We start from the raw sequence: 20,741 nt of genomic DNA, 5'->3' as shown, positions 1-20,741 counted from the left end.
TGTGCCGGCCCGGCATCCGGGCCGGCACATGCAGCCGCAATTCACTGGCCGTAGCTGATGCTGTTCACATACCACGTGGCTTCACCGGTAGGTGTGTGTACCAGCACCTCGTCACCCTCCTGCTTCTTCAGCAAGGCGCGGGCCATGGGTGAGTCGATCGAGATGTAGTCATTGCGGCCGTAGATTTCGTCATAACCCACGATGCGAAACTTCATGGTCTCGCCGTCGTCGTTCTCGATCTCGACCCAGGCGCCGAAAAACACCTTGCCTTCCTGCTCGGGGGAATAGGCCACCACCTTCACATCCTCGAGACGCTTGCGCAAATACCGCACCCGGCGGTCGATCTCGCGCAGCAGCTTCTTGTTGTACTGGTAGTCGGCATTCTCGCTACGGTCCCCCAGCGACGCCGCCCAGGCGACCTTCTGGGTGATCTCGGGGCGATAGACCCGCCACAGGTGGTCCAGCTCTTTCTTCAGCGCCGCGTGGCCTTCGCTGGTGATGATGTTGGTGCTCAACAAACGCTCCTCAGCGGCGGGTGATCAGGCCCTGGCGCGCGATACGGGTGAGGTGGCCGATGACCTCGGCAGCGTCCTGCGGGCCGGGCGACTGAATGACCGCAAGGTCGAAACGGTCCTGCCCATACTGCGCAAGATTGCAGGCGTCATCGGCGAACTGGATCAGGAATGCGCGTGCTTGGCCCTTGCGCCGGGACAGGCCTTCGAGGTGACGCAAAAGAGTGGGCTGATGCTGGCCGCCGAGCAGGATGCGCGGCGTGCGGGATGCCTGGTGTGCAGGCAAAGGGCTCAAACAGACACTGGTACGTGGGCAACTCATGGTGCTTCTCTCCGCCTCGCGAATCCCGCTGGGCAGCGGTGGGAGGCGTCACCGAACCAGCGCTTTAGCGGTATTTCGGACGAGCCGCACAAGGGGCTTTCCTGCGCCCCGCAAGTAGCTGTTTAAATCGGCGCAGGCGGTATGCTAGAGCGATGAGCTTCAAGTTGCAAGCGACAAGCCGCAAGCAGAAGCAGGCCGAGGAAAGGCCCGCCCTTGCTTGCGGCTTGTCGCTCACAGCTTGCAAAGGGTCAGCGGGCGATCAGGCGGTCCAGCGAGAAGCGCCCGGCACCTTCGATCATCACGGCAACGGTACCGGCGAGCAGCGCCAGGGCAAACTCGTAGCCGTTGTTGGACATGAACAAGCCATTGCCAATGTGCACCGAGAAAATCGCCACGATCAGGGTCACGCTCAGTGCCAGCGCCGCCGGGCGCGCCAGCAGCCCCAGCACCAGGGCCAACCCGCCGAAGAACTCGGCACTACCGGACAACAGGGCCATCAGATAACCCGGCGCCAGGCCGATGCTTTCCATCCACTGGCCGATGCTTTCCATCCACTGGCCGGTGCCTTCCAGGCCATAGCCGCCAAACATGCCGAACAGCTTTTGCGCACCATGCGCCACGAAGATGATGCCGACCAGTATGCGGATAATGCTCAGGCCAGCGCCGGCACGGGTGGAAAACAGGGCATTGAGCGTGTTGTTGTTCATGGCGAAGCGTCCTTGAGGCGATGCAGTTATGTTGAGATGGACGCCATCTTAATCAGTTTCTAAGATATTAGAATCGCAAAAAACCCAGCATAGCTATCTAATAAATCGATACTTCATCGCTTGGCTACACGTTCAAGCGCTGCACGTTCGCGGTTGAATGCCAGGTAGTACTTGTTGACACTGTTGACGAAGTTCACCGGCCCCATGCCCACCTGCTCCATGGCAATACGCTCGGTCTGGAAGAACCATTGGTTGCCATTGAGCCCGCGTCGGCGAGCTTCGGCGCGCATGGCCTGAACGCGTTCGGGGCCAAGGTTGTAGGCAGCAAGCACGAACGCCATGCGCTCGCGCTCGTTGATTTTGGGGCTGGCGAAAAACGTGCGGCGGATCAGCGCCAGGTAGCGCGCGCTGGCCAGCACGTTGCCGTCTACCGTGGCCGTGTTGCTCACCCCCACACGCTGGGCTGCTGCCGGGGTGATCTGCATCAGCCCATGGGCCCCACCGCTGCCGCGTGCGGCCGGGTTCAGTGTCGACTCCTTGAACGCCAGCGCCGCCAGGTTCAGCCAGTCGATCTGTTGCGCCTGCCCATGCTTCTGCAACACGGCCCGCAGCGCTGCCAGACGCCGGCGGTCCTTGCTGGCCAAAGGGTTGTGCACCCGATACTGGCGGCGGTAAATCCGCTCAAACGCGGCATCCTGGTTGTCTGGCGCCCGGTAACCCTTGAGGAAGCGATCGACTGCAGCGAGCAGCTGCGGCGCATCACGCCCGACATACCAGCGCATGGCCTGCGGCGGCCCCAGCCGCACACCGCTGTGCAGGCGCAGGCGCGGCATCACCCGCGCCCAACGCCGGGCAATAGGCTGCTCCACCACGGTCAGGTGGTAGATGCCGGCCTGGACCATCTCCAGCACATCTTCCACGGCCAATGTCGAGTCGACCCACTCCACCTTGATCGGCGGCCGCTTGCGCAGGGCCAATTGCTGGTTGGCCTGCTGGATGAATGGCCCCGCCGCGCTGGCACTGGTCAATGCCACGGTTCGCCCCGACAGCTGCTCGAGCTTGCTGAAGCTGCGCTCGCCTTTGCGCCCGACCAATGTCAGCGGCACCTGATCGAGTAGCGGTGCGCTGCTGCTGACACCGCGCACAGTGCCTGGGTCCAACAGCTCGCCCGGTGCAGCAAGGTCGCCCTCGCCACGCGCCAGGGCGCCGAGCAATTGCTCCTTGGCCCGCGGTATGAGCTGCAGCTCGATCTGTTGATCGTCGTCGCTGCGCGCGTTGAGGAAGTGTTCCAGGGCCCGCAGGCGGTAATACTCGATGCCGACTGGTTCGCCCTTGACCTCGCCCGAGCTATTGCGGCTTTGGTTGACCAGCACCCGCAGCACCTTGCTGCTGCGGATCTGCTGCAAGTCGCGAACCTTGGCAGGCGCAGGGTTATGTTGCGGCCCTTGGGTTTGCGCAAGGGCCGCCCCGGACAAGACCAACCCGAGCGCCAACAGGAAAGTGAGCCAGAATCGCATGCGCAAAAAGATCCATTCGGGGGCGGCATCCAGGGTCGCACGCCAAGTGATAAATGACGGCAAAAGACCCCGGCCACAGCATGAAGTTCTTGGTTTTGTTCAGAAAAACCCGGTTTTTGCTATGCTGGCCGCTCCGCGGCACGAGATACCACCATGCAACTGATCGATATCGGCGTCAACCTGACCAACAGCAGCTTCCACGACCAGCAGGCGGCCGTCGTCGAGCGCGCCATCGAAGCCGGGGTGACCCAAATGGTGCTGACGGGCACCAGCCTGGCAGGCAGCGAACAGGCACTGGAGTTGTGCCAGCAACTGGACGCCAGTGGCGCGCATCTGTTTGCCACTGCCGGCGTGCACCCCCACGATGCCAAGGCATGGGAGGCCGGTAGCGAAGGCCGGCTGCGCCAACTGCTAAGCGAGGCACGGGTACGTGCTGTGGGCGAATGCGGCCTGGACTTCAACCGTGATTTCTCCCCTCGCCCCCTGCAAGAAAAAGCCCTGGAAGCCCAGTTGGCGCTGGCCGTTGAGCTACGCCTGCCGGTGTTCCTGCATGAGCGCGATGCCAGCGAGCGCTTGCTGGCCATTCTCAAGGATTACCGCGACCACCTGAGCGCGGCGGTCGTGCATTGTTTCACCGGGGAGCGTGAGGCGCTGTTCGCCTACCTCGACATGGACCTGCACATCGGTATCACCGGCTGGATCTGCGACGAGCGCCGGGGGACGCACCTGCACGCGCTGGTGGGCAACATTGCCGAAGGCCGGCTGATGCTGGAAAGCGACGCCCCCTATCTGCTGCCCCGCACCCTGCGCCCCAAACCCAAGAACGGCCGCAATGAGCCGGCCTTCTTGCCGCAAGTACTGCATGAAGTGGCCTTGCACCGGGGTGAAACGGTCGAACATACGGCAGCGCACACCACGGCCACGGCACGGGCGTTCTTCCAGATCTGAGCTGACGGGGCCGGTTGAGGCAGGAGAACAACACCGTTGTTTTTTCTTGATACATATCAACAACGGCTCTGGCACGAGCTGGCACAATGATGGCACCTTGCCAATATTGTTTCCGCTCAACTCAGAGAAGACCTGCCCATGGGTGCCTGGCTTAGCAATGTTTCCTTGAAGTACAAATTCTGGGCCGTCAACGCGGTGGCCTTTGTCACGACCTTGCTGCTGGTGGTGTATGCCGTGCACCTGGAGCAACGCGCCCGCGCCGAGGTGGCCCAGGTACAGGCGGTGCAGCAAGCCGAGCTGCTGGCTGCCTGGCCAAGCCAGCAGCCAATACCGCGCCAGGCCAATGTGATCAGCTGGTCAGCCGGGCAAACGCCCACCTTTGCCGGTGAACCGCTCGAGCCCCTGCGCGACGGCCAGGGCTGGGTGGACCTGCCAGGTGCCTGGGTGCTGGGCGACAACCCGCTGCGCGGCGCACAGGTCGTGCGCAGCGGCAATCAGTACATGGCGGTAGTGGCCCCGTCGCCCAGTCTGCGCCAGGTGTTCTTCGAACGCTTCAGCAATTACGCGGTGTGTGTCCTGATTCTGATGCTGGCCATGCTCGCTGCCTCGCAACTGCTCATCCGTTTTCTGCTCAGCCAGCTCAATACCCTCAAGGATGTGATACTGCACGTGGAAAAAACCGGCGACCTGGCAGCCCGTGTGCCACTGGCCTGTGGTGATGAGGTCGGCCAGATGGCCGGTGCCTTCAACGCCATGCAGGCCACCTACCACCGCGTCGTCAGCACCGTCGCCCACACTGCCGCGCAGCTGGACTCGGGCGCTGCGCGCCTGGCCGCCAGCATGAACGATGTGCGCCACGGCATGCTTGGCCAGCAAAGCGAAACCGACCAGGCGGCCACCGCCATCAACCAAATGTCGGCAACCGTGCACCACATCGCCCAGCATGCCGGCGCTACCCGTGACCTGTCCCAAACCGCCGACACCCTGGCCGGCAGCGGCAAAGAGGTGGTAAGCCGGGTCCAGGATTCGATTTCCGGGCTGTCCAGCGGTGTTCAGCAAACCGCCGAGATGATTCGCCAGTTGGCCGATGACAGCCAGAAAATCAACGGGGTCGTCAATGTGATTCACAGCATTGCCGAACAAACCAACCTGCTTGCGCTCAACGCCGCCATCGAAGCCGCACGCGCCGGCGACCTGGGCCGCGGGTTCGCCGTGGTCGCCGATGAGGTGCGCAACCTGGCCAAGCGCGTGCAAACCTCCACTGACGAAATCACCACAATGGTCTCGGCACTGCAGTCGGGTACCCGCGATGCGGTGGAGTTCATGCAGGAAAGCTCGTACAAGGCCGATGATTGCGTGCGCCAGGCTCAGGAAGCCGGTGAAGCCCTGGCCGAGATCACCGGTGCCGTGGCGCAGATGCGCGAGAGCAACACGCAGATTGCCGTGGCAGCCGAGCAACAAAGCCAGGTGGCCGAGGAAATGAACCGCGCGGTGGTGAGCATTCGTGATGTCACCGAGCAGACCGTGCAACAGACGGTGTGCTCGGCCACCACCAGTAGCGAGCTGGCGACCTTGGCTGGGGCGCTCAACAAGGCCATCGGCCAGCTCAAGCTATAGCCACCATAGCCAGCCTCGATTGGCCCCCCTGCGCGGGCAGCACTAAGCTTTGGGCATTGGATGAGGAAATGCCCATGAGTAAACGTCTGCCCAACCTGCCCGCCTGGCAATGGCGCGGCTACCACCATAACCACCGTCACCCGACAAACCTGGTGCTGCACCTGATTGCCGTCCCGTTGTTCATCCTGGGCGCGCTGCTGGTACTGTCGGGCCTGTTCGGGCTCGACCTGAGCCAGATCGCGGTGGGTATCATCGCCTTGGTTGCCGGCTTGGGCCTGCAGCGCCAGGGGCACCGCCTGGAAGCCCAGCAACCTGAGCCGTTCGCTAACCGCCAGGATGCCGTGCAGCGCCTGTTGACGGAGCAGTTCATCACCTTCCCGCGTTTTGTTTTCAGTGGCGCCTGGCTGAAGGCATGGCGGGAGCGCCACAAGCACCGGCGCTGAGCCGATGGCCCTGTGCCGGCCTGTCAGGCGAACACGGTGACAGTCTGCCGGCTCAGCGCCAGCAATTGACCTTGAGCGGTCCACAGGGCTGCTGCCGCATGGCCATAGCCATCCCGGGCATATTCGGTTTCAACGCAATAGCGGCACCAGTCCTGGGTAGACACCGTGACCACAGGCTGAATGAACTCGATCGTCCAGGTCAGCGTGCTGCCAGCTGCGGGTTGCTTCAGGAACGGCATCAGGCTCGGCGGCCACGCATCGACCAAGGCAAGCAGGTGCGCCTCATTGACGCGTTCGTCGGCGACATCGCGCAAGCGCACCCAACCGCCCATCTTCCTCGACTGATTACCACTGAACGGCAGCCCGCCCACGGCCCAGCGCAAGGCCACATGGCGCATGAATTCCGGCGTGACCCCCTTGATATAGGGCAGCTCCGGTGCCGCCTCTTCGAGCGCCTTCATTTCCGTAGCCGGTAACGCCGGTACCTGTACGACCGAAGGCCGCCCTGCCCCGAAGCTGCCTTGCACCAGCGTCACCACCTGGCCCTCCTGTACCGCGCGGCCAAGCAAGGTGCTGACCGCCTTGCCCTCGCGCAGCACCTCCACCTCGAAGCGGATAGGTACGTCTGCCGCTGCAGGGGCCACGAAGGTGATGGCCAGGGAGCGCGCTGGGCGGCTGTCACACAGCTTGAGGCGCATCGCCTCGTACACAAGGGCCGCCATGAGGCCGCCAAATGCCGCTCGGCCTTGCGCCCAGGTCGGCGGAATGCTGACTGCGTCGGGGTTGGCCCGCACGGCGTCGAGCAGTTGATTGAAATTCATGGACCGGCTCCTGCCTGCGGCGAAAAGGGTGTGCCCATCCTAGCCAGCTAACGCGGGACGAACAGCCCTCATTTCGGTCATTTTCCGGGCTGGCGCCGTGCAATGGCCTTGGCCAGCGCGGCCAAGGTCACATCGGCTCGTTGCTCGGCCTCCTGCAACTGCTGCTGCCAAACGGCTTGGCAAGGTGCCAGGTCGGCGTGGTCGCGCGCCTGTAGCAGCCACTGCAAGCGATCGTGCCAGTCGCCCAGGTCGGCCTGGGCTTTTTTCAGCAGACGCTGCAGTTTCTGGCTGGCATGCTGGAATTGCGGGTAGGCCTCGTCGCCATAGCGCGCACGCTTGATCAACAAACGTAGCCGGTGACGGTCGTGGTTGGGGTCCTGCAAGGCGTGGTGCAGTTTGTGCCACTGCTTGACCAAGCGCTTGTCGACGCGATTGCCCAATGCCTTGGCCAAGCCTTCGCGGCCCGCTGCGCGCAGGAACAGTGGAAAGGCATCTGCAATCGCCAGCACCCGGGCCAACTGCTGGCTGCGGGCAACGCTGGCGTATGCACTACCGCGGCCTTGCATGCGGCGTTGCCCAGCTTCGGTGTAACCGCTAGCGATCAGTTGCGCAGCCAATACTTCATGGTCACGCAAGGGCGTGGTCAGGGCCCCCAGCGCGCTTGCAGCGGCCTCCAGCTGCTCCACCCCTGGCAGCCCCCTCAGTGGCCGCAGCAGGCTGCGTAGCCGCCGTACGGCAATACGCAGGTCATGCAGGGCCTCGCTGTCGGTATCGGCAGCCAGGCGTTCGCGACACGCCAGCAGGCGCACCTGCAAGGCCAGTATCTGGGCAACGACGGAGTCAAGCATGGCAGACATGGAACGCTCCTCGATCAACGCCCGGCGCGGGACTCACGAATGTAGAAGCGCGCCTTCTCGGCTTTGCGCGTGCAGCTTTCATAACCTTCGAACTGCTGCTGGGTTTTAGCACCGGTGAGTAACGACAAAGCCTTGGAATAACTCACGGCGCCGGCAAAGCCTTCGGCCTTGGCCAGGTCAAGCTCCTTCCAGGCGGCATCCAGCTGGGTCGCACAACTTTCTCGGTAGGCCGTCTTGCCTGCGCAGCCGGCAAGGGCCAGAGCAATCAGGGGAAGGCAGATCCAGGCTTTCATCGGTGATACCTCAAGGAAAAAAACGGTGGCATTTCGACGCCCCGGCAGTTCAAAAGTGCCCTGCCCGGCCGGCTTTGCCAAAGCGGTTTTACTACAGTAGCTGCACACAATCTACATTGAAGCAGAGGCAACGATGGGTGCATTGTAGGGGCATGATGGCACTGGCCGGGGAAAGTTGATGAGTAAACGCGTGGCACTGGTACTGGGTTCGGGCGGGGCTCGAGGGTATGCGCACATAGGCGTGATCGAGGAAATCGAGCGCCGGGGTTACGATATCGCTTGCATCGCTGGCTGCTCCATGGGTGCAGTCATCGGTGGCATCTATGCCGCCGGCAAGCTGGACGAGTACCGCAACTGGATCGAGAGCCTTGATTATCTGGATGTGCTGCGCCTGGTGGATGTCAGCTTTCGCCTGGGCGCCATCCGCGGTGACAAGGTGTTCGGGCAGATCCGCAAGATCGTCGGCGAGATCAATATCGAGCAACTGCGCATCCCCTACACGGCGGTTGCCGCCGACCTGACCAACCAGCAGGAGATATGGTTTCAGGAGGGCTGCCTGCACCAGGCCATGCGCGCCTCGGCGGCCATCCCCAGCCTGTTTACACCGGTAATGCAGGGCAACCGTATGCTGGTTGATGGCGGTATCCTGAACCCGCTGCCGATCGTACCGGTGGTGTCCAGCCATTGCGACCTGATCATCGCGGTCAACCTCAACGCCACCAACCAGAAGCAGTACCAGCTGCCGGTGATCGAACGCCCGGCGGCGTTCAAGATGCGCTTCGATGCCTTGCTCAGTTCATTGGGCGCACACCTGCCGTTCCGGCGCAAACCGGCCGAAGAATTGATCCGCATCGAACAGGAAATCGTCGCTGAAGGGCTGGCACAGCCCAACCCATGGCAAAGCGAAGCCGCCAGCCCGGGCACACAGCAGCCGGCGGCTGCGCCAGAGCGCGAAGGCGCGCCGAAGTCGGCTACCGGTTCGTTCATCATCGACAACGTGGGCCCAGCCTCGCTGCTGGACTTGATCAACCAGAGTTTCGAGGTCATGCAGACCTCATTGGCGCAGTACAAGATCGCCGGCTATCCGCCGGATGTGCTGATCAACGTGCCGAAACGGGTATGCCGGTTCTTCGAATTCTACAAGGCGCCCGAGCTGATTGCCCTGGGGCGGGAGATCGCGCGGGACACGCTGGATAATCATGAAGGGGTGAAGCGCTAGGCCGGAGCAGGCAGCAGAAACAGAACGGGCCGCACTAGGCGGCCCGTTCGTCATGCAGCGATCACGTCAGTAACGGGTGATGTCGGCATTGGCTTCCAGCTGCTTGCGGTAGGCCGCGAAATCTTGCTGGCCGGCACGCGAGGCGAGGTAGCGGCGAATCTGCTGCTTCTCTTCGTCGGTGGCGGTAGTGCCTTCGTTGACGCCCTTGAGCTGCAGCACCACCAGGCTACCGTCACGCAGCACGACGCTGCCATACACCGGCTTGTCCTTGGCTTGCGGTTTCGCCAGGCGGAACAGCGCCTGCAGTTCCTCAGGATCGATGCCTTCCTCACCGCGGGTCACGGCTTCGTGGGTTTTCCAGCCCTGGCCCTCATGCACACTGCCAGCAGCAATGGAACCGTCGCGCAGGCCGGCGATCAGCTTGTCCGCCTTGGCCTTGAGTTCGGCCGTGGCCTTCTCCTTGGCCAGGTGCTGGCGGATATTCTGGGCCACTGCCTCCAGCGGCAGTTGCTCAGGCTTGCGGTGCTCCTTGACGCGCAATACCACGGTGGTTTCCGGGTCGAGCTCGATGGCGGTACTGTTGGCCCCCTCGTCGAGTACTTCTTCGGAAAACGCAGCCTGCACCACCGAACGGTTGGCAGTAATGCCTTCGCCGCCTTCGCGACCGAATGGTGCAGAGGTGTGGACCTTGAGGTTCAGGTCCTGAGCCGGCTGGGCCAGGTCGGAAGCCTCATAGGCAGCATCCTGCAGCTGCTTGCTGGCATCCACGTAACGCTGCTCGACCAGCGGGGTCTTCAGGTCACGGGTAAGCTTGTCCTTCAGGCTGGCGAAGCTCGGCACCTCTGGCGCCTGTACGCCCAACAGCTTGATCAGGTGGTAACCGAACTGGGTACGCACCGGCGCCGATACCTGGCCATCCTGCAGCTTGTACAGCGCCTCTTCGAAGGCCGGGTCATACACACCCGGGCCGGCGAAACCAAGGTCACCACCGTTGCCGGCCGAACCCGGGTCCTGGGAGAACTCCTTGGCCAGGGTGGCAAAGTTCTCACCCTTGGCCAGGCGCTGCTCGATCTCTTCAGCACGGGCCTTGGCCTGTGCGTCGCTGACCTTGTCGTTCACTTCGATGAGGATGTGCGCCGCGTGGCGTTGCTCGGCGAGGTTGGCGATTTCTTTCTCGTACTGGGCCTTGAGCTCTTCGTCGGTCACCTTGACCTGGTCGAAGTAGGCAGACTTTTTCAGCTCGATGTAGTCGATCACCACCTGGTCAGGCGACATGAACTCCTTGGCGTGCTGGTCGTAGTGCGCCTTGACCTCGGCGTCGCTGACCTTGACCGCGGCCGGGTCGGCCTTGAAGGTCAGGGAGGCGAAGTCGCGGGTCTGCTTCTCGAGGCGGGCGAAGGCATCGACTTGCTGGTCGGTGACGAAGCTGCTGCCGGCCAGGCCGGTGCGCAACTGGCCGATGAGCATTTCCTCGGCCAGCATGTCGCGGAACTGCATGCGGCCATAACCCATCTGGCGAATGACCTGGTCGAAGCGGTCGGCGCTGAATTTACCGTCTACCTGGAACTCCGGCGTTTGCAGGATCACCTGATCCAGCGCGGCATCGGAGAAGGCGAACTTGGCGTCTTCAGCCCCCTGCAGCAAGAGCTTGCGGCTGATCAGGCCCTTGAGGGCCTCTTCACGCAGCAGTTTTTCATCCAGCAGCGCTGGGTCGAAGTCCTTGCCCAACTGTTGCATCAGCTGGCGGCGCTGCATGTCGGCCGCCTGGCTCAGCTCGTTCTGGCTGATGGTCTGGCCGTTTACCTTGGCGGCGTCCTGGCTATGTGTGGCGGCCTGAAAAATGGCTTCGAAACCGGTCAACGCCATCAATACGACGATTAGGCCGATGATGGACTTGGCAATCCAACCTTGTGAATTGTCCCTGATATTTTGCAGCATGCGTCCCCCAGAAACGGCTGTACCACTGCGTCGACAACCGCGGAGCGTGGGTAGAATCCTGATAAAAGAAAGGCGCATCCGAGGATGCGCCTTTGCTTAGCAAACGTGTCAGGCGGGAACGTTTGCGCCCCGCCATCAGCGTGCTCGGACCAGGCCTGGCCGGGTCCGGCTGAAGACGACTTAGTTGACGGCGTCTTTCAGGCCTTTGCCTGCCTTGAAACCTGGAACCTTGGCGGCTGCAATCTTGATCGCCTTGCCGGTTTGTGGGTTACGGCCAGTGCGCTCGGCGCGCTCTTTGACCGTGAAGGTTCCGAAGCCAACCAGAACGACGTCGTCGCCTGCTTTCAGGGCACCGGTTACGGAGTCGATCACAGCGTCCAGAGCCTTACCTGCAGCAGCTTTGGAAATGTCAGCCGATACGGCGATAGCGTCAATCAGTTCCGACTTGTTCACTCTAAGTCCCCTTATTTCTCTATTGAGTTTGTTTCTAAGTATGTAATGGAAAGCTTACGAAACGTACGTTGGGAGGCTTGTTGACAATAACGAGCCGCTTTATAGCAAGGCCTCGAAAAAACTGTCAAGGAAAGCCTCCCAGCCCAAAACCACTAATGCGTGCTGATTCTTTCCTTGGCATCGCTGTCGCGCTTTTCTTCTTTCGCGACGATCTCGGGAGCCACATCTGGCAAGGGCTCCGGGGCGTATTGCAGCGCAATTTGCAGGACTTCGTCAATCCATTTGACGGGTTTGATCTGCAGATCCTGTTTGATATTTTCCGGAATTTCCTTCAGATCGCGAACGTTCTCCTCCGGAATGATGACCGTCTTGATACCGCCCCGGTGTGCTGCCAGCAGTTTTTCCTTCAACCCGCCAATTGCCAGCACCTGGCCGCGCAAGGTGATTTCACCCGTCATGGCGACATCAGCGCGCACCGGGATCTGCGTAAGGGCCGAGACCAACGCCGTGCACATGCCGATACCGGCACTCGGGCCGTCTTTCGGTGTGGCCCCTTCGGGCATGTGGATGTGCACGTCGTGCTTCTCGTGGAAGCCGGCGGCTATACCCAGGCTGTGGGCGCGGCTGCGCACCACGGTTTGCGCGGCAGTGATCGATTCGACCATGACATCGCCCAGCGAGCCCGTCTTGATCAGTTGGCCCTTGCCCGGGATAACCACGGCTTCGATGGTCAGCAACTCGCCGCCCACCTGGGTCCAGGCCAGGCCCGTAACCTGGCCGATCTGGTCTTGCTGCTCGGCCAGGCCGTAGCGGAACTTGCGCACGCCCAGCAGGTGCTCCAGCTGTTCGCTGGCCACCTTGACCTTGACCTGCTTCTGCCCGGTATGTTCCTTGACCACTTTACGGCAAACCTTGGCGATCTGCCGCTCCAGGCCACGCACACCGGCTTCACGGGTGTAGAAGCGGATGATGTCGCGAATCGCCGAGACATCGACCTCCAACTCGTCTTTCTTCAAGCCGTTGGCCTTGACCTGCTTGGGCACCAGGTACTTGATGGCGATATTGATCTTCTCGTCCTCGGTGTACCCCGGCAGGCGGATGATTTCCATGCGGTCCAGCAGCGCCGGTGGAATGTTCATCGAGTTCGAGGTGCACAGGAACATGACGTCCGAGAGGTCGTAGTCGACCTCCAGGTAGTGGTCATTGAAGTTGTGGTTCTGCTCCGGGTCGAGCACTTCGAGCAACGCCGAGGCAGGGTCGCCACGCATGTCGCTGCCCATCTTGTCGATTTCGTCGAGCAGGAACAGCGGGTTGCGTACACCCACCTTGGTCATCTTCTGGATCAGGCGGCCCGGCATCGAACCGATGTAGGTACGACGGTGACCACGGATCTCGGCTTCGTCACGCACCCCGCCCAGTGCCATGCGCACGAACTTGCGGTTGGTGGCGGTGGCGATCGATTCGGCGAGCGAAGTCTTGCCGACGCCGGGTGGGCCTACCAGGCACAGCACAGGACCACGGATTTTCTTCACCCGTTTCTGTACGGCGAGGTACTCGAGGATGCGCTCCTTGACCTCTTCCAGACCATAATGGTCGGCATCAAGGATTTCCTCGGCCTTGGCCAGGTCCAGGCGGACTTTGCTCTGGGCCTTCCACGGCACCTGCACCAGCCAGTCGAGGTACGAGCGCACCACGGTGGCTTCGGCTGACATGGGCGACATCTGCTTGAGCTTGTTGAGCTCAGCCTGGGCCTTGGTCAAGGCATCCTTGGGCAGGCCGGCAGCTTCGATGCGCTTTTTCAGCTCTTCGACTTCGTTGTGGCCTTCGTCACCATCGCCGAGCTCTTTCTGAATGGCCTTCATCTGCTCATTCAGGTAGTACTCGCGCTGGCTGCGCTCCATCTGCTTCTTGACCCGACCGCGAATGCGCTTTTCCACCTGCAACAGGTCGATTTCGGCATCCAGCAGTGCCAGCACGTGCTCCACGCGGGCGGTGAGGTCGACAATTTCGAGGATTTCCTGCTTCTGCTCGATCTTCAGGGCCATGTGCGCAGCCATGGTATCGACCAGCCGCCCTGGCTCTTCGATGCTGTTCAGCGACGACAGCACTTCGGCAGGGACTTTTTTACCCAGTTGCACATACTGCTCGAACTGCGACAGTAGCGTGCGCACGAAAACTTCCGACTCGCGCTCGGCGGAGTCGGTTTCGTCGATCAGCGAAACTTCGGCACGGATGTGCCCTTCCACTTCGGTGAAGCGCTCGACGGCGCCACGCTGTTCGCCTTCGACCAGCACCTTGACGGTGCCATCAGGCAGCTTCAACAGTTGCAGCACGGTGGCAACAGTACCGACACGGTACAAGGCGTCTTCGCCAGGGTCATCATCGGCTGGGTTTTTCTGGGCCAGCAGGAGGATCTGCTTTTCGCCCGTCATCGCGGCCTCAAGGGCTTCTATGGACTTTTCACGCCCCACAAACAGCGGGATAACCATGTGCGGGTATACAACGACATCGCGCAATGGCAAAAGAGGCAAGTCGAGGGTGGTCTTCATGATTTCGCCTCTACAGCGGCCTTGTGGCCGGAAACCGGTGGAAATGATGCTTGGACCTAATGTGGGGGCAGGCTTGGGAAATTACAAGCATTAGCACAGGAAAAGCATGAAGGGGCCCGTAGGCCCCTTCATGCTTGCAACCACAAACTGGCATTTGCCTGTATCAGGCGTCTGGCGCAGCCTTGGCTTGCGGCTCAGTGTTCTCGTAGATCATCAGCGGCTGCGAAGTGCCGTCGATGACGCTCTCGTCGATCACCACCTTGCTGACATCCTTCTGCGAAGGAATCTCGTACATGGTGTCGAGCAGCACGCCTTCGAGAATAGAACGCAGGCCACGGGCGCCGGTTTTGCGCTCCAAAGCCCTGCGTGCCACGGCCTTGAGCGCATCGCTGCGGAACTCCAGGTCGACACTTTCCATCTCGAACAGCTTGGCATACTGCTTGGTGAGGGCGTTCTTCGGCTCGGTGAGGATCTGCACCAATGCAGCCTCGTCCAGCTCGTCCAGGGTAGCCAGAACCGGCAGGCGGCCGACGAACTCCGGAATCAGGCCAAACTTGACCAGATCGTCCGGCTCGACCTCACGCAGGGACTCGCCAACCTTCTTGCCCTCTTCCTTGCTACGCACTTCAGCGCCGAAACCAATGCCACCTTTGGTGGAACGGTTCTGGATGACCTTTTCAAGGCCCGAGAACGCGCCACCGCAGATGAACAGGATGTTGCGGGTGTCAACCTGCAGGAACTCCTGCTGCGGGTGCTTGCGCCCCCCTTGCGGCGGTACCGAGGCCACGGTGCCTTCGATCAGCTTCAACAGCGCCTGCTGCACGCCCTCGCCCGAGACGTCACGGGTGATGGACGGGTTGTCCGACTTGCGCGAGATCTTGTCGATTTCGTCGATGTAGACAATGCCCATCTGGGCCTTTTCCACGTCGTAGTCGCACTTCTGCAACAGCTTCTGAATGATGTTCTCGACGTCTTCACCCACATAACCGGCCTCGGTCAGGGTGGTGGCGTCGGCAATGGTGAACGGTACGTTCAACAGGCGTGCCAGGGTTTCGGCGAGCAGGGTCTTGCCCGAGCCAGTAGGCCCGATGAGCAGGATGTTGCTCTTGCCCAGTTCGACTTCGTCACCCTTCTTGTCACGCTGGTTAAGGCGCTTGTAGTGGTTGTACACCGCTACAGCCAGCACCTTTTTCGCGCGCTCCTGACCAATGACGTACTGGTCCAGGATGCCGCTGATTTCTTTCGGCGAAGGCAATTTGTGCGCGCTGCTCTCGGCCTGGGCTTCCTGCACCTCCTCACGGATGATGTCATTGCACAGGTCGACGCACTCGTCGCAGATAAATACCGAGGGCCCGGCAATCAATTTGCGCACTTCGTGCTGGCTTTTGCCGCAGAAGGAGCAATAGAGCAATTTGCCGCTGTCCTCGCCGTTACGGGTGTCAGTCATTCGATCGATCCAATCCGGTAGGCTTGCAACACAAGATGAAGGCAATTGCGGGCTTTTTCAAGTCCGCAGGTGGACGCTTCGCGCACCCACCTGCTCTGACCCCCCGGTTCAGGAGGCCAGTTGCCGCTTGTCGTAGACCGAGTCGATCAGGCCATACTCGGCTGCGCGCGAGGCGCTCATGAAGTTGTCACGTTCGGTGTCACGCTTGATGGTCTCCAGATCCTGGCCGGTGTGGTAGGCCAGCAACTCGTTAAGGCGCGCCTTGATATTGAGGATTTCCTGGGCATGAATCTCGATATCGGTCGCCTGGCCCTGGAAGCCGCCCAGCGGCTGGTGAATCATCACGCGCGAGTTCGGCAGGCAGTGACGCTTGCCCTTGGCACCTGCGGCCAGCAGGAAGGCGCCCATGCTGCAGGCCTGGCCGATGCAGATGGTCGAGACGTCCGGCTTGATGAACTGCATGGTGTCGTAGATCGACATGCCCGCGGTGACGGAGCCGCCCGGGGAGTTGATGTAGAGATGGATATCCTTGTCCGGGTTTTCCGCTTCGAGGAACAGCATCTGCGCTACGACCAGGTTAGCCATGTAGTCTTCAACCGGGCCAACCAGGAAAATCACTCGCTCCTTCAACAGGCGCGAATAGATGTCGTACGCACGCTCGCCACGGGCGGACTGCTCGATAACCATCGGGACCAGGCCGCCTGCGGCCTGGATGTCAGAGCTCTGCTGAATATAAGAATTGCGGGACATGTCCTGCGCTCACTCCCAAATAGTCATGGCTTGATAACGCACAAGCCAGCTCGAAGGCTGGCTTGTGGGGTTTTCCTACGAGAGAAAACGTATTACTCAGCTTCGGCAGGTGCCTGGGCTGGTTTTACGGCATCTTCGTACGAGACCGACTTGTCGGTCACAGTAGCTTTCTGCAGAACAGTATCTACAACTTGCTCTTCCAGCACAACCGAACGCACTTCGTTCATTTGCTGGTCGTTCTTGTAGTACCAAGCGATGACCTGCTCAGGCTCCTGGTAAGCCGAAGCCATTTCTTCGATCATCTCGCGAACCTTGGCATCGTCCGGCTTGAGCTCGAACTGCTTGACCACTTCGGCGACGATCAGGCCCAGCACTACGCGGCGCTTGGCTTGTTCTTCGAACAGCTCGGCAGGCAGCTGGTCAGGCTTGATGTTGCCACCGAACTGCTGAACAGCCTGGACGCGCAGACGGTTGACTTCGTTTTCCAGCAGGGCCTTCGGCGCTTCGATCGGGTTGGCGGCCAGCAGACCGTCCATGACCTGGTTCTTCACCTTGGTCTTGATTGCCTGGCGCAGCTCACGCTCCATGTTCTTGCGAACTTCGGCGCGGAAGCCTTCCAGGGTCGATTCCTTGATACCGAACTGGGCGAAGAACTCTTCGTTCAGCTCAGGCAGCACAGGGGCCGAAACGCTGTTGACGGTGATGGTGAACTCGGCGGCTTTGCCGGCCAGGTCCAGGTTCTGGTAGTCCTCAGGGAAGGTCACGTTGACAACGCGCTCTTCGCCAGCCTTGGCGCCCACCAGACCGTCTTCGAAGCCCGGGATCATGCGGCCGGAACCCAGTACCAGCTGGGTGCCTTTGGCAGAGCCACCGGCGAACGCTTCACCGTCGACCTTGCCAACGAAATCGATGTTGACCTGGTCATCGTTCTGCGCGGCGCGCTCGACAGCCTCGAAGCGAGTGTTCTGCTTGCGCAGCACTTCCAGCATGTTGTCCAGGTCGGCGTCGGCCACTTCGGCGCTCAGGCGCTCGACGTTGATCGACTCCAGGCCGGAAACGGTGAACTCCGGGAACACTTCGAAGATGGCGACGAACTCCAGGTCCTTGCCTTTTTCGAACGACTTGGGTTCAACGGATGGGGCACCTGCAGGGTTCAGCTTCTGCTCAACGATGGCCTCATAGAAGGAAGCCTGGACCAGATCACCGAACGCCTCCTGGCGTGCATCGGCTTCGAAGCGCTGACGGATCACGCTCATTGGCACCTTGCCTGGGCGGAAGCCGGCAACCTTGGCGCGCTTGGCAGTCTGTTGCAGACGCTTGTTGACTTCGTTCTCGACGCGCTCGGCCGGAACGGCGATGGTCATGCGGCGCTCGAGAGCGGAAGTGTTTTCAACAGAAACTTGCATGGATATTCCTCGTTGCACAGACGTTAGCCGGCGTTAGCCCGACTCCAGAATCAAGGGCAAGCATTCTAGTGAGTCGCGCGGCAGAAGTCACCCCACACGGGACGACGGGAAACCACGCCGGTCGATTAGCTTTCAAGGCCCGCACGGCGTGCCGCCGGGCCTCCTTCATCAAGAGCGGCACCCTGCCCATGGCGCAGTGCAGCCGTAATAACTTGTCAAACAACTGCCAGTGGCGAATTCGCTGCCTTTATTCAGGGTCGATTTCGTTGAACTGACAGTATTCTTCCCACTCCAGGCCCAGCGCCTCGGCGACCTCGCGGTGCGTTTCAAGGCGCATGGCCCGCAACTGTTCCGGGCTTTCGGCGATCAGTTGCAGCGCCAGCTCCCAGGGCTGCAGCCCCTGCTCCTGGGCCGCATCTTCGAACGCCCACTCGATTTGCTGGGCCTGCTCGCGCGCATCCAGCTCGCGAATCTCCTCGAGCAGCTGCGGGTTGGCGTCGGCAAATCGCTGCAGCGCCAAGGCCTGACGGGCTTCTTTTGCAATCATCGGGCTGTTCCTCTGCCGGCCAACGGGGCCGGTGCTTCAACCGGCTGAAATCTAACAGCTTTTATTGGGCTGCCACCAGAGCATTGCAAGGGGGGAATCACGAAGATTTTGTGCTGAACCGTGCAGTGCCCGCATGACGGAGCAATGAAAACAAAAAAGGCGCCTGATCTCACGACCAAGGCGCCTCTTTGAAATATGGGGTGGACGATGGGAATCGAACCCACGACAACTGGAATCACAATCCAGCGCTCTACCAACTGAGCTACGCCCACCATAGTGCGGTGTTACGGTACAACCTTACAAAAACATGGTGCGGACGAAGAGACTCGAACTCTTACAGCTTGCGCCGCTGGAACCTAAATCTGGTGCCAGAGCTTGGTCAATTCGCGAAACCCTTTAGATACAAGGGCTTGGCGCGCATCTTACACAGGTGGGACACACTATGCAACGCTAAATTCGTGTCCCAAGTGTCCCCATGTGTCCCGGTGTGTCCCGCCCCGTTTTGGGTGGGCCCACGGTCGCCGCTCAGGGCCTACTCTGCCCGAGCCACGAATCAGAAAATGTGTCCCAACTAGGCCGTTGTAGCCTCACCATAGTTGAAGAACGTGTCGCGCTCTACCGACTCAAAAGCGGTCGGCTGTGCCGGTGCTGCCTCTAGCGCATTGCGCGCCTGCATCAGATTTTCCGGTGCCAGATGCGCGTACCGGAGAGTCGTGTTGATGTTCTTGTGGCCCATCCAATGCTGGACAGAAGCCAATGGGACGCCACGCTGTACCAGGCGCGAAGCGCAGGTGTGGCGAAGCATGTGAACGATGAACTGCGGGTCTTCTTCCATGCCCATGTACGCGCGCAGAGTGGCCCACTGGTGACGCAGAGACGAAACGGTGAGCCCTTCAAATGTAGTCAGGTTCATCCGCCTGCGGTGCAGGATGCGCGCCACGCGACTGGTAGCCGGGATGGCACGGGCATCTCCATTCTTGGTCTGTCCGGCGTACAGGTGAATCATTCCTTCCTGGAAGTCAGGAGCACTGAGCCCGAGGAGTTCAGCGCGGCGGAACCCGGTGTCGACCGCCACAATGATGAAGTCATGAAGACAATTGAGCCCCAGGTGCTGGCACGCCTTAAGGACGCTGCCCTCCTCCTCCGTGTTCATCCAGCGGATACGGTGCTTGCCTTCTTTACGGCGGATCATACGCGGCACACTGAGAAGCCAGTTGTGGTTCACGGCGGTCTTGAGGACCATAGAAAGAAGCGAGAGCTTGCGGTTCACAGTCGAACCTGAGTTGCCCAGATCTTCAAACTCCAGGACCATTTCAGTAATGGTCTCGGTCGTGATGTCGCTCAGCAGCGTATCGGCCCCTAGTACTTTCAGCACGTTGCCGCCATTGAGTGTCATAGTTTTTTCAGACTTGCCACCCTTCCACTCCAGGCGGAATGTCAGGTCGTAGGCTTCTTGAAGGGTCTTGCGGGATTTCAGCGGGGAGATGGTGCCGGTGCCTTCGCCACGTACCGCCTTGGGTAGCGTGGCCCTCCTTGCGAGCTCTCTGGCCTCATCGGCCTTCGCCTCTTCCTCTGTGGCGAACGTTTGTCGGTAGCGGTCGTTACGTGACCCAAGCGAGACTAGATACCTATTTCCCTTCCTGTATATGGGCATTTTTGTCCTCTGATTCGAACAAGTTTTCGATGAATTTGCGCCCGGTGTCAGTGAACACCAGTTGCTTTTTACGCCAATCGTTGGGGTCTTCCTTAGCTACCAGGAAGCCCAAACCAGCGTCAGTGCGCCCACCACGCCCGTAGCTCGCAGCGTAGCGGGATGCGACAGCTACACCTACCCCAACCAAGTCGGCCATTTCCGAGATACCTACAGGCTCCTTCTGCTGGGCGAGAGTGAGCAAATAGATGACTTGCCGGATGGGCATTTTGGGGTCAAGGTCGTGGAACTTCTCAAGTGCCGTGACCAGGCTTGTGATCTGTGCGCTGTCCATGTTTCTTAACTACCACCTTGTTGAAAACCAAGTGAAGGCCCAGGAGCCAGATATGATTCTCACAGATGGAAAAGTAATAGTCAAGGAATATTCCCGAACGCGAATATGTTTCGAGGAAGAATTCCCATCCGAACAATGTCAAAAACACGCCTTTGGATCCTTTTGGTGAGCCAGTGGCGGATAATTGTCACAAATGGAAAGGTATTGTTCAAGTGACATTTGCCGTGCTAACGAATTCTCCCTTGAGAGACCTTATCACCTACAAAATTGAAAAATCCGGGGAGTCTACGCTTCGTGAAACCTCCGCGATACTGTCACACTGTAAATTCATACAGGCCGTTCCTAGCGATCTAAATTCGGCTTGGGGGCTGCGCGGTGGTAAACGGAACGATGCGGGGCAGTTCGGTGCT

The 20,741-nt window shown here is 60.6% G+C and carries 20 protein-coding genes and 1 tRNA gene; 4 read left to right on the top strand and 17 right to left on the bottom strand.

The window, feature by feature from the left end; genetic code table 11:
• Nucleotides 1-41: 41 nt before the first annotated feature.
• The 4 genes from greB to B3361_RS23645 form a co-directional block, all read right to left on the bottom strand.
• Entirely contained in the window at nt 42-515 is a 474-nt protein-coding gene (gene greB, locus B3361_RS23660; RefSeq protein ID WP_009683840.1) for a transcription elongation factor GreB, read from the bottom strand.
• A 10-nt stretch (nt 516-525) separates the two neighbouring features.
• Nucleotides 526-834 carry a hypothetical protein gene (locus B3361_RS23655; RefSeq protein ID WP_009683839.1) on the bottom strand — a complete coding sequence of 103 codons (309 nt, stop codon included), beginning with the start codon at nt 832-834 and terminating at the stop codon, nt 526-528.
• A gap of 248 nt (nt 835-1,082) precedes the next feature.
• Nucleotides 1,083-1,541 carry a DoxX family protein gene (locus B3361_RS23650; RefSeq protein WP_054905362.1) on the bottom strand — a complete coding sequence of 153 codons (459 nt, stop codon included), beginning with the start codon at nt 1,539-1,541 and terminating at the stop codon, nt 1,083-1,085.
• 113 nt (nt 1,542-1,654) lie between these two features.
• Nucleotides 1,655-3,058: a transglycosylase SLT domain-containing protein gene (locus B3361_RS23645; RefSeq protein ID WP_029884954.1), complete on the bottom strand. Its 1,404-nt coding sequence runs from the start codon at nt 3,056-3,058 to the stop codon at nt 1,655-1,657.
• Between the two features lie 153 nt (nt 3,059-3,211).
• Between B3361_RS23645 and B3361_RS23640 the strand changes: the two genes are divergently transcribed.
• The 3 genes from B3361_RS23640 (at nt 3,212) to B3361_RS23630 (ending at nt 6,066) form a co-directional block, all read left to right on the top strand.
• Complete coding sequence (locus B3361_RS23640; protein ID WP_054905361.1) at nt 3,212-4,006, top strand: TatD family hydrolase; 795 nt, start codon at nt 3,212-3,214, stop codon at nt 4,004-4,006.
• Between the two features lie 138 nt (nt 4,007-4,144).
• The gene (locus tag B3361_RS23635; protein ID WP_054905360.1) at nt 4,145-5,623 is read left to right on the top strand and encodes a methyl-accepting chemotaxis protein; all 1,479 of its coding nucleotides are present in this window, start codon (nt 4,145-4,147) and stop codon (nt 5,621-5,623) included.
• A 74-nt stretch (nt 5,624-5,697) separates the two neighbouring features.
• On the top strand, nt 5,698-6,066 hold the full coding sequence (locus B3361_RS23630; protein WP_054905359.1) for an Mpo1-like protein: 369 nt from the start codon (nt 5,698-5,700) through the stop codon (nt 6,064-6,066).
• Nucleotides 6,067-6,089: 23 nt separating this feature from the next.
• Here the strand turns inward: B3361_RS23630 and B3361_RS23625 are convergent, their stop codons facing one another.
• The 3 genes from B3361_RS23625 to B3361_RS23615 all read right to left on the bottom strand — a co-directional run bounded on the left by B3361_RS23625 (nt 6,090) and on the right by B3361_RS23615 (nt 8,037).
• Nucleotides 6,090-6,887 (bottom strand): acyl-CoA thioesterase, encoded by a 798-nt coding sequence (locus B3361_RS23625; protein ID WP_054905358.1) that lies wholly within the window; start codon nt 6,885-6,887, stop codon nt 6,090-6,092.
• Nucleotides 6,888-6,964: 77 nt separating this feature from the next.
• Nucleotides 6,965-7,744 (bottom strand): CHAD domain-containing protein, encoded by a 780-nt coding sequence (locus B3361_RS23620; protein WP_054905357.1) that lies wholly within the window; start codon nt 7,742-7,744, stop codon nt 6,965-6,967.
• A gap of 14 nt (nt 7,745-7,758) precedes the next feature.
• On the bottom strand, nt 7,759-8,037 hold the full coding sequence (locus B3361_RS23615; RefSeq protein ID WP_003259403.1) for a hypothetical protein: 279 nt from the start codon (nt 8,035-8,037) through the stop codon (nt 7,759-7,761).
• A 178-nt stretch (nt 8,038-8,215) separates the two neighbouring features.
• Between B3361_RS23615 and B3361_RS23610 the strand changes: the two genes are divergently transcribed.
• Nucleotides 8,216-9,256 (top strand): patatin-like phospholipase family protein, encoded by a 1,041-nt coding sequence (locus B3361_RS23610; protein ID WP_054905356.1) that lies wholly within the window; start codon nt 8,216-8,218, stop codon nt 9,254-9,256.
• Nucleotides 9,257-9,322: 66 nt separating this feature from the next.
• On the opposite strand, the gene B3361_RS23605 is transcribed toward B3361_RS23610, so the two are convergent.
• From B3361_RS23605 to B3361_RS23560, 10 genes are all read right to left on the bottom strand, one after another.
• On the bottom strand, nt 9,323-11,194 hold the full coding sequence (locus B3361_RS23605; protein WP_009683829.1) for a SurA N-terminal domain-containing protein: 1,872 nt from the start codon (nt 11,192-11,194) through the stop codon (nt 9,323-9,325).
• 180 nt (nt 11,195-11,374) lie between these two features.
• A complete protein-coding gene (gene hupB, locus B3361_RS23600) occupies nt 11,375-11,647 on the bottom strand; it encodes a nucleoid-associated protein HU-beta (RefSeq protein ID WP_009683828.1) in 273 nt (90 codons plus the stop codon).
• A gap of 152 nt (nt 11,648-11,799) precedes the next feature.
• Nucleotides 11,800-14,196 (bottom strand): endopeptidase La, encoded by a 2,397-nt coding sequence (gene lon, locus B3361_RS23595; RefSeq protein ID WP_009683827.1) that lies wholly within the window; start codon nt 14,194-14,196, stop codon nt 11,800-11,802.
• Nucleotides 14,197-14,359: 163 nt separating this feature from the next.
• Entirely contained in the window at nt 14,360-15,643 is a 1,284-nt protein-coding gene (gene clpX / locus B3361_RS23590) for an ATP-dependent Clp protease ATP-binding subunit ClpX (protein WP_009683826.1), read from the bottom strand.
• Nucleotides 15,644-15,751: 108 nt separating this feature from the next.
• On the bottom strand, nt 15,752-16,393 hold the full coding sequence (clpP, locus tag B3361_RS23585; protein WP_009683825.1) for an ATP-dependent Clp endopeptidase proteolytic subunit ClpP: 642 nt from the start codon (nt 16,391-16,393) through the stop codon (nt 15,752-15,754).
• A gap of 92 nt (nt 16,394-16,485) precedes the next feature.
• The gene (tig, locus tag B3361_RS23580; protein WP_029884960.1) at nt 16,486-17,799 is read right to left on the bottom strand and encodes a trigger factor; all 1,314 of its coding nucleotides are present in this window, start codon (nt 17,797-17,799) and stop codon (nt 16,486-16,488) included.
• A 247-nt stretch (nt 17,800-18,046) separates the two neighbouring features.
• Nucleotides 18,047-18,346, bottom strand: coding sequence for a DUF6388 family protein (locus B3361_RS23575; RefSeq protein ID WP_009683823.1), 300 nt, complete (start codon nt 18,344-18,346; stop codon nt 18,047-18,049).
• Between the two features lie 196 nt (nt 18,347-18,542).
• Nucleotides 18,543-18,618: transfer RNA gene (locus tag B3361_RS23570), tRNA-His, on the bottom strand.
• Nucleotides 18,619-18,917: 299 nt separating this feature from the next.
• Complete coding sequence (locus B3361_RS23565; RefSeq protein WP_247721918.1) at nt 18,918-20,000, bottom strand: tyrosine-type recombinase/integrase; 1,083 nt, start codon at nt 19,998-20,000, stop codon at nt 18,918-18,920.
• Nucleotides 19,975-20,331 (bottom strand): hypothetical protein, encoded by a 357-nt coding sequence (locus B3361_RS23560; protein ID WP_009683202.1) that lies wholly within the window; start codon nt 20,329-20,331, stop codon nt 19,975-19,977. Before B3361_RS23560 ends, B3361_RS23565 begins: the two co-directional genes overlap by 26 nt.
• Between the last annotated feature and the right edge of the window lie 410 nt (nt 20,332-20,741).

The sequence above is a fragment of the Pseudomonas sp. UBA6699 genome (assembly GCF_002454615.1).
Lineage (GTDB): Bacteria > Pseudomonadota > Gammaproteobacteria > Pseudomonadales > Pseudomonadaceae > Aquipseudomonas > Aquipseudomonas juntendi.
The sequence above is the reverse complement of the archived record's forward strand: the minus strand, read 5'-3'. Positions and strand labels throughout refer to the sequence as shown.

Excerpts from the sequence above, each read along its gene's own strand:
- B3361_RS23655 (WP_009683839.1), bottom strand. The coding sequence starts at position 834 with ATGAGTTGCCCACGTACCAGTGTCTGTTTGAGCCCTTTGCCTGCACAC.
- B3361_RS23650 (WP_054905362.1), bottom strand. The coding sequence starts at position 1,541 with ATGAACAACAACACGCTCAATGCCCTGTTTTCCACCCGTGCCGGCGCT.
- B3361_RS23645 (WP_029884954.1), bottom strand. The coding sequence starts at position 3,058 with ATGCGATTCTGGCTCACTTTCCTGTTGGCGCTCGGGTTGGTCTTGTCC.
- B3361_RS23640 (WP_054905361.1), top strand. The coding sequence starts at position 3,212 with ATGCAACTGATCGATATCGGCGTCAACCTGACCAACAGCAGCTTCCAC.
- B3361_RS23635 (WP_054905360.1), top strand. The coding sequence starts at position 4,145 with ATGGGTGCCTGGCTTAGCAATGTTTCCTTGAAGTACAAATTCTGGGCC.
- B3361_RS23630 (WP_054905359.1), top strand. The coding sequence starts at position 5,698 with ATGAGTAAACGTCTGCCCAACCTGCCCGCCTGGCAATGGCGCGGCTAC.
- B3361_RS23625 (WP_054905358.1), bottom strand. The coding sequence starts at position 6,887 with ATGAATTTCAATCAACTGCTCGACGCCGTGCGGGCCAACCCCGACGCA.
- B3361_RS23620 (WP_054905357.1), bottom strand. The coding sequence starts at position 7,744 with ATGTCTGCCATGCTTGACTCCGTCGTTGCCCAGATACTGGCCTTGCAG.
- B3361_RS23615 (WP_003259403.1), bottom strand. The coding sequence starts at position 8,037 with ATGAAAGCCTGGATCTGCCTTCCCCTGATTGCTCTGGCCCTTGCCGGC.
- B3361_RS23610 (WP_054905356.1), top strand. The coding sequence starts at position 8,216 with ATGAGTAAACGCGTGGCACTGGTACTGGGTTCGGGCGGGGCTCGAGGG.
- B3361_RS23605 (WP_009683829.1), bottom strand. The coding sequence starts at position 11,194 with ATGCTGCAAAATATCAGGGACAATTCACAAGGTTGGATTGCCAAGTCC.
- lon (WP_009683827.1), bottom strand. The coding sequence starts at position 14,196 with ATGAAGACCACCCTCGACTTGCCTCTTTTGCCATTGCGCGATGTCGTT.
- clpX (WP_009683826.1), bottom strand. The coding sequence starts at position 15,643 with ATGACTGACACCCGTAACGGCGAGGACAGCGGCAAATTGCTCTATTGC.
- clpP (WP_009683825.1), bottom strand. The coding sequence starts at position 16,393 with ATGTCCCGCAATTCTTATATTCAGCAGAGCTCTGACATCCAGGCCGCA.
- tig (WP_029884960.1), bottom strand. The coding sequence starts at position 17,799 with ATGCAAGTTTCTGTTGAAAACACTTCCGCTCTCGAGCGCCGCATGACC.
- B3361_RS23575 (WP_009683823.1), bottom strand. The coding sequence starts at position 18,346 with ATGATTGCAAAAGAAGCCCGTCAGGCCTTGGCGCTGCAGCGATTTGCC.
- B3361_RS23565 (WP_247721918.1), bottom strand. The coding sequence starts at position 20,000 with ATGCCCATATACAGGAAGGGAAATAGGTATCTAGTCTCGCTTGGGTCA.
- B3361_RS23560 (WP_009683202.1), bottom strand. The coding sequence starts at position 20,331 with ATGGACAGCGCACAGATCACAAGCCTGGTCACGGCACTTGAGAAGTTC.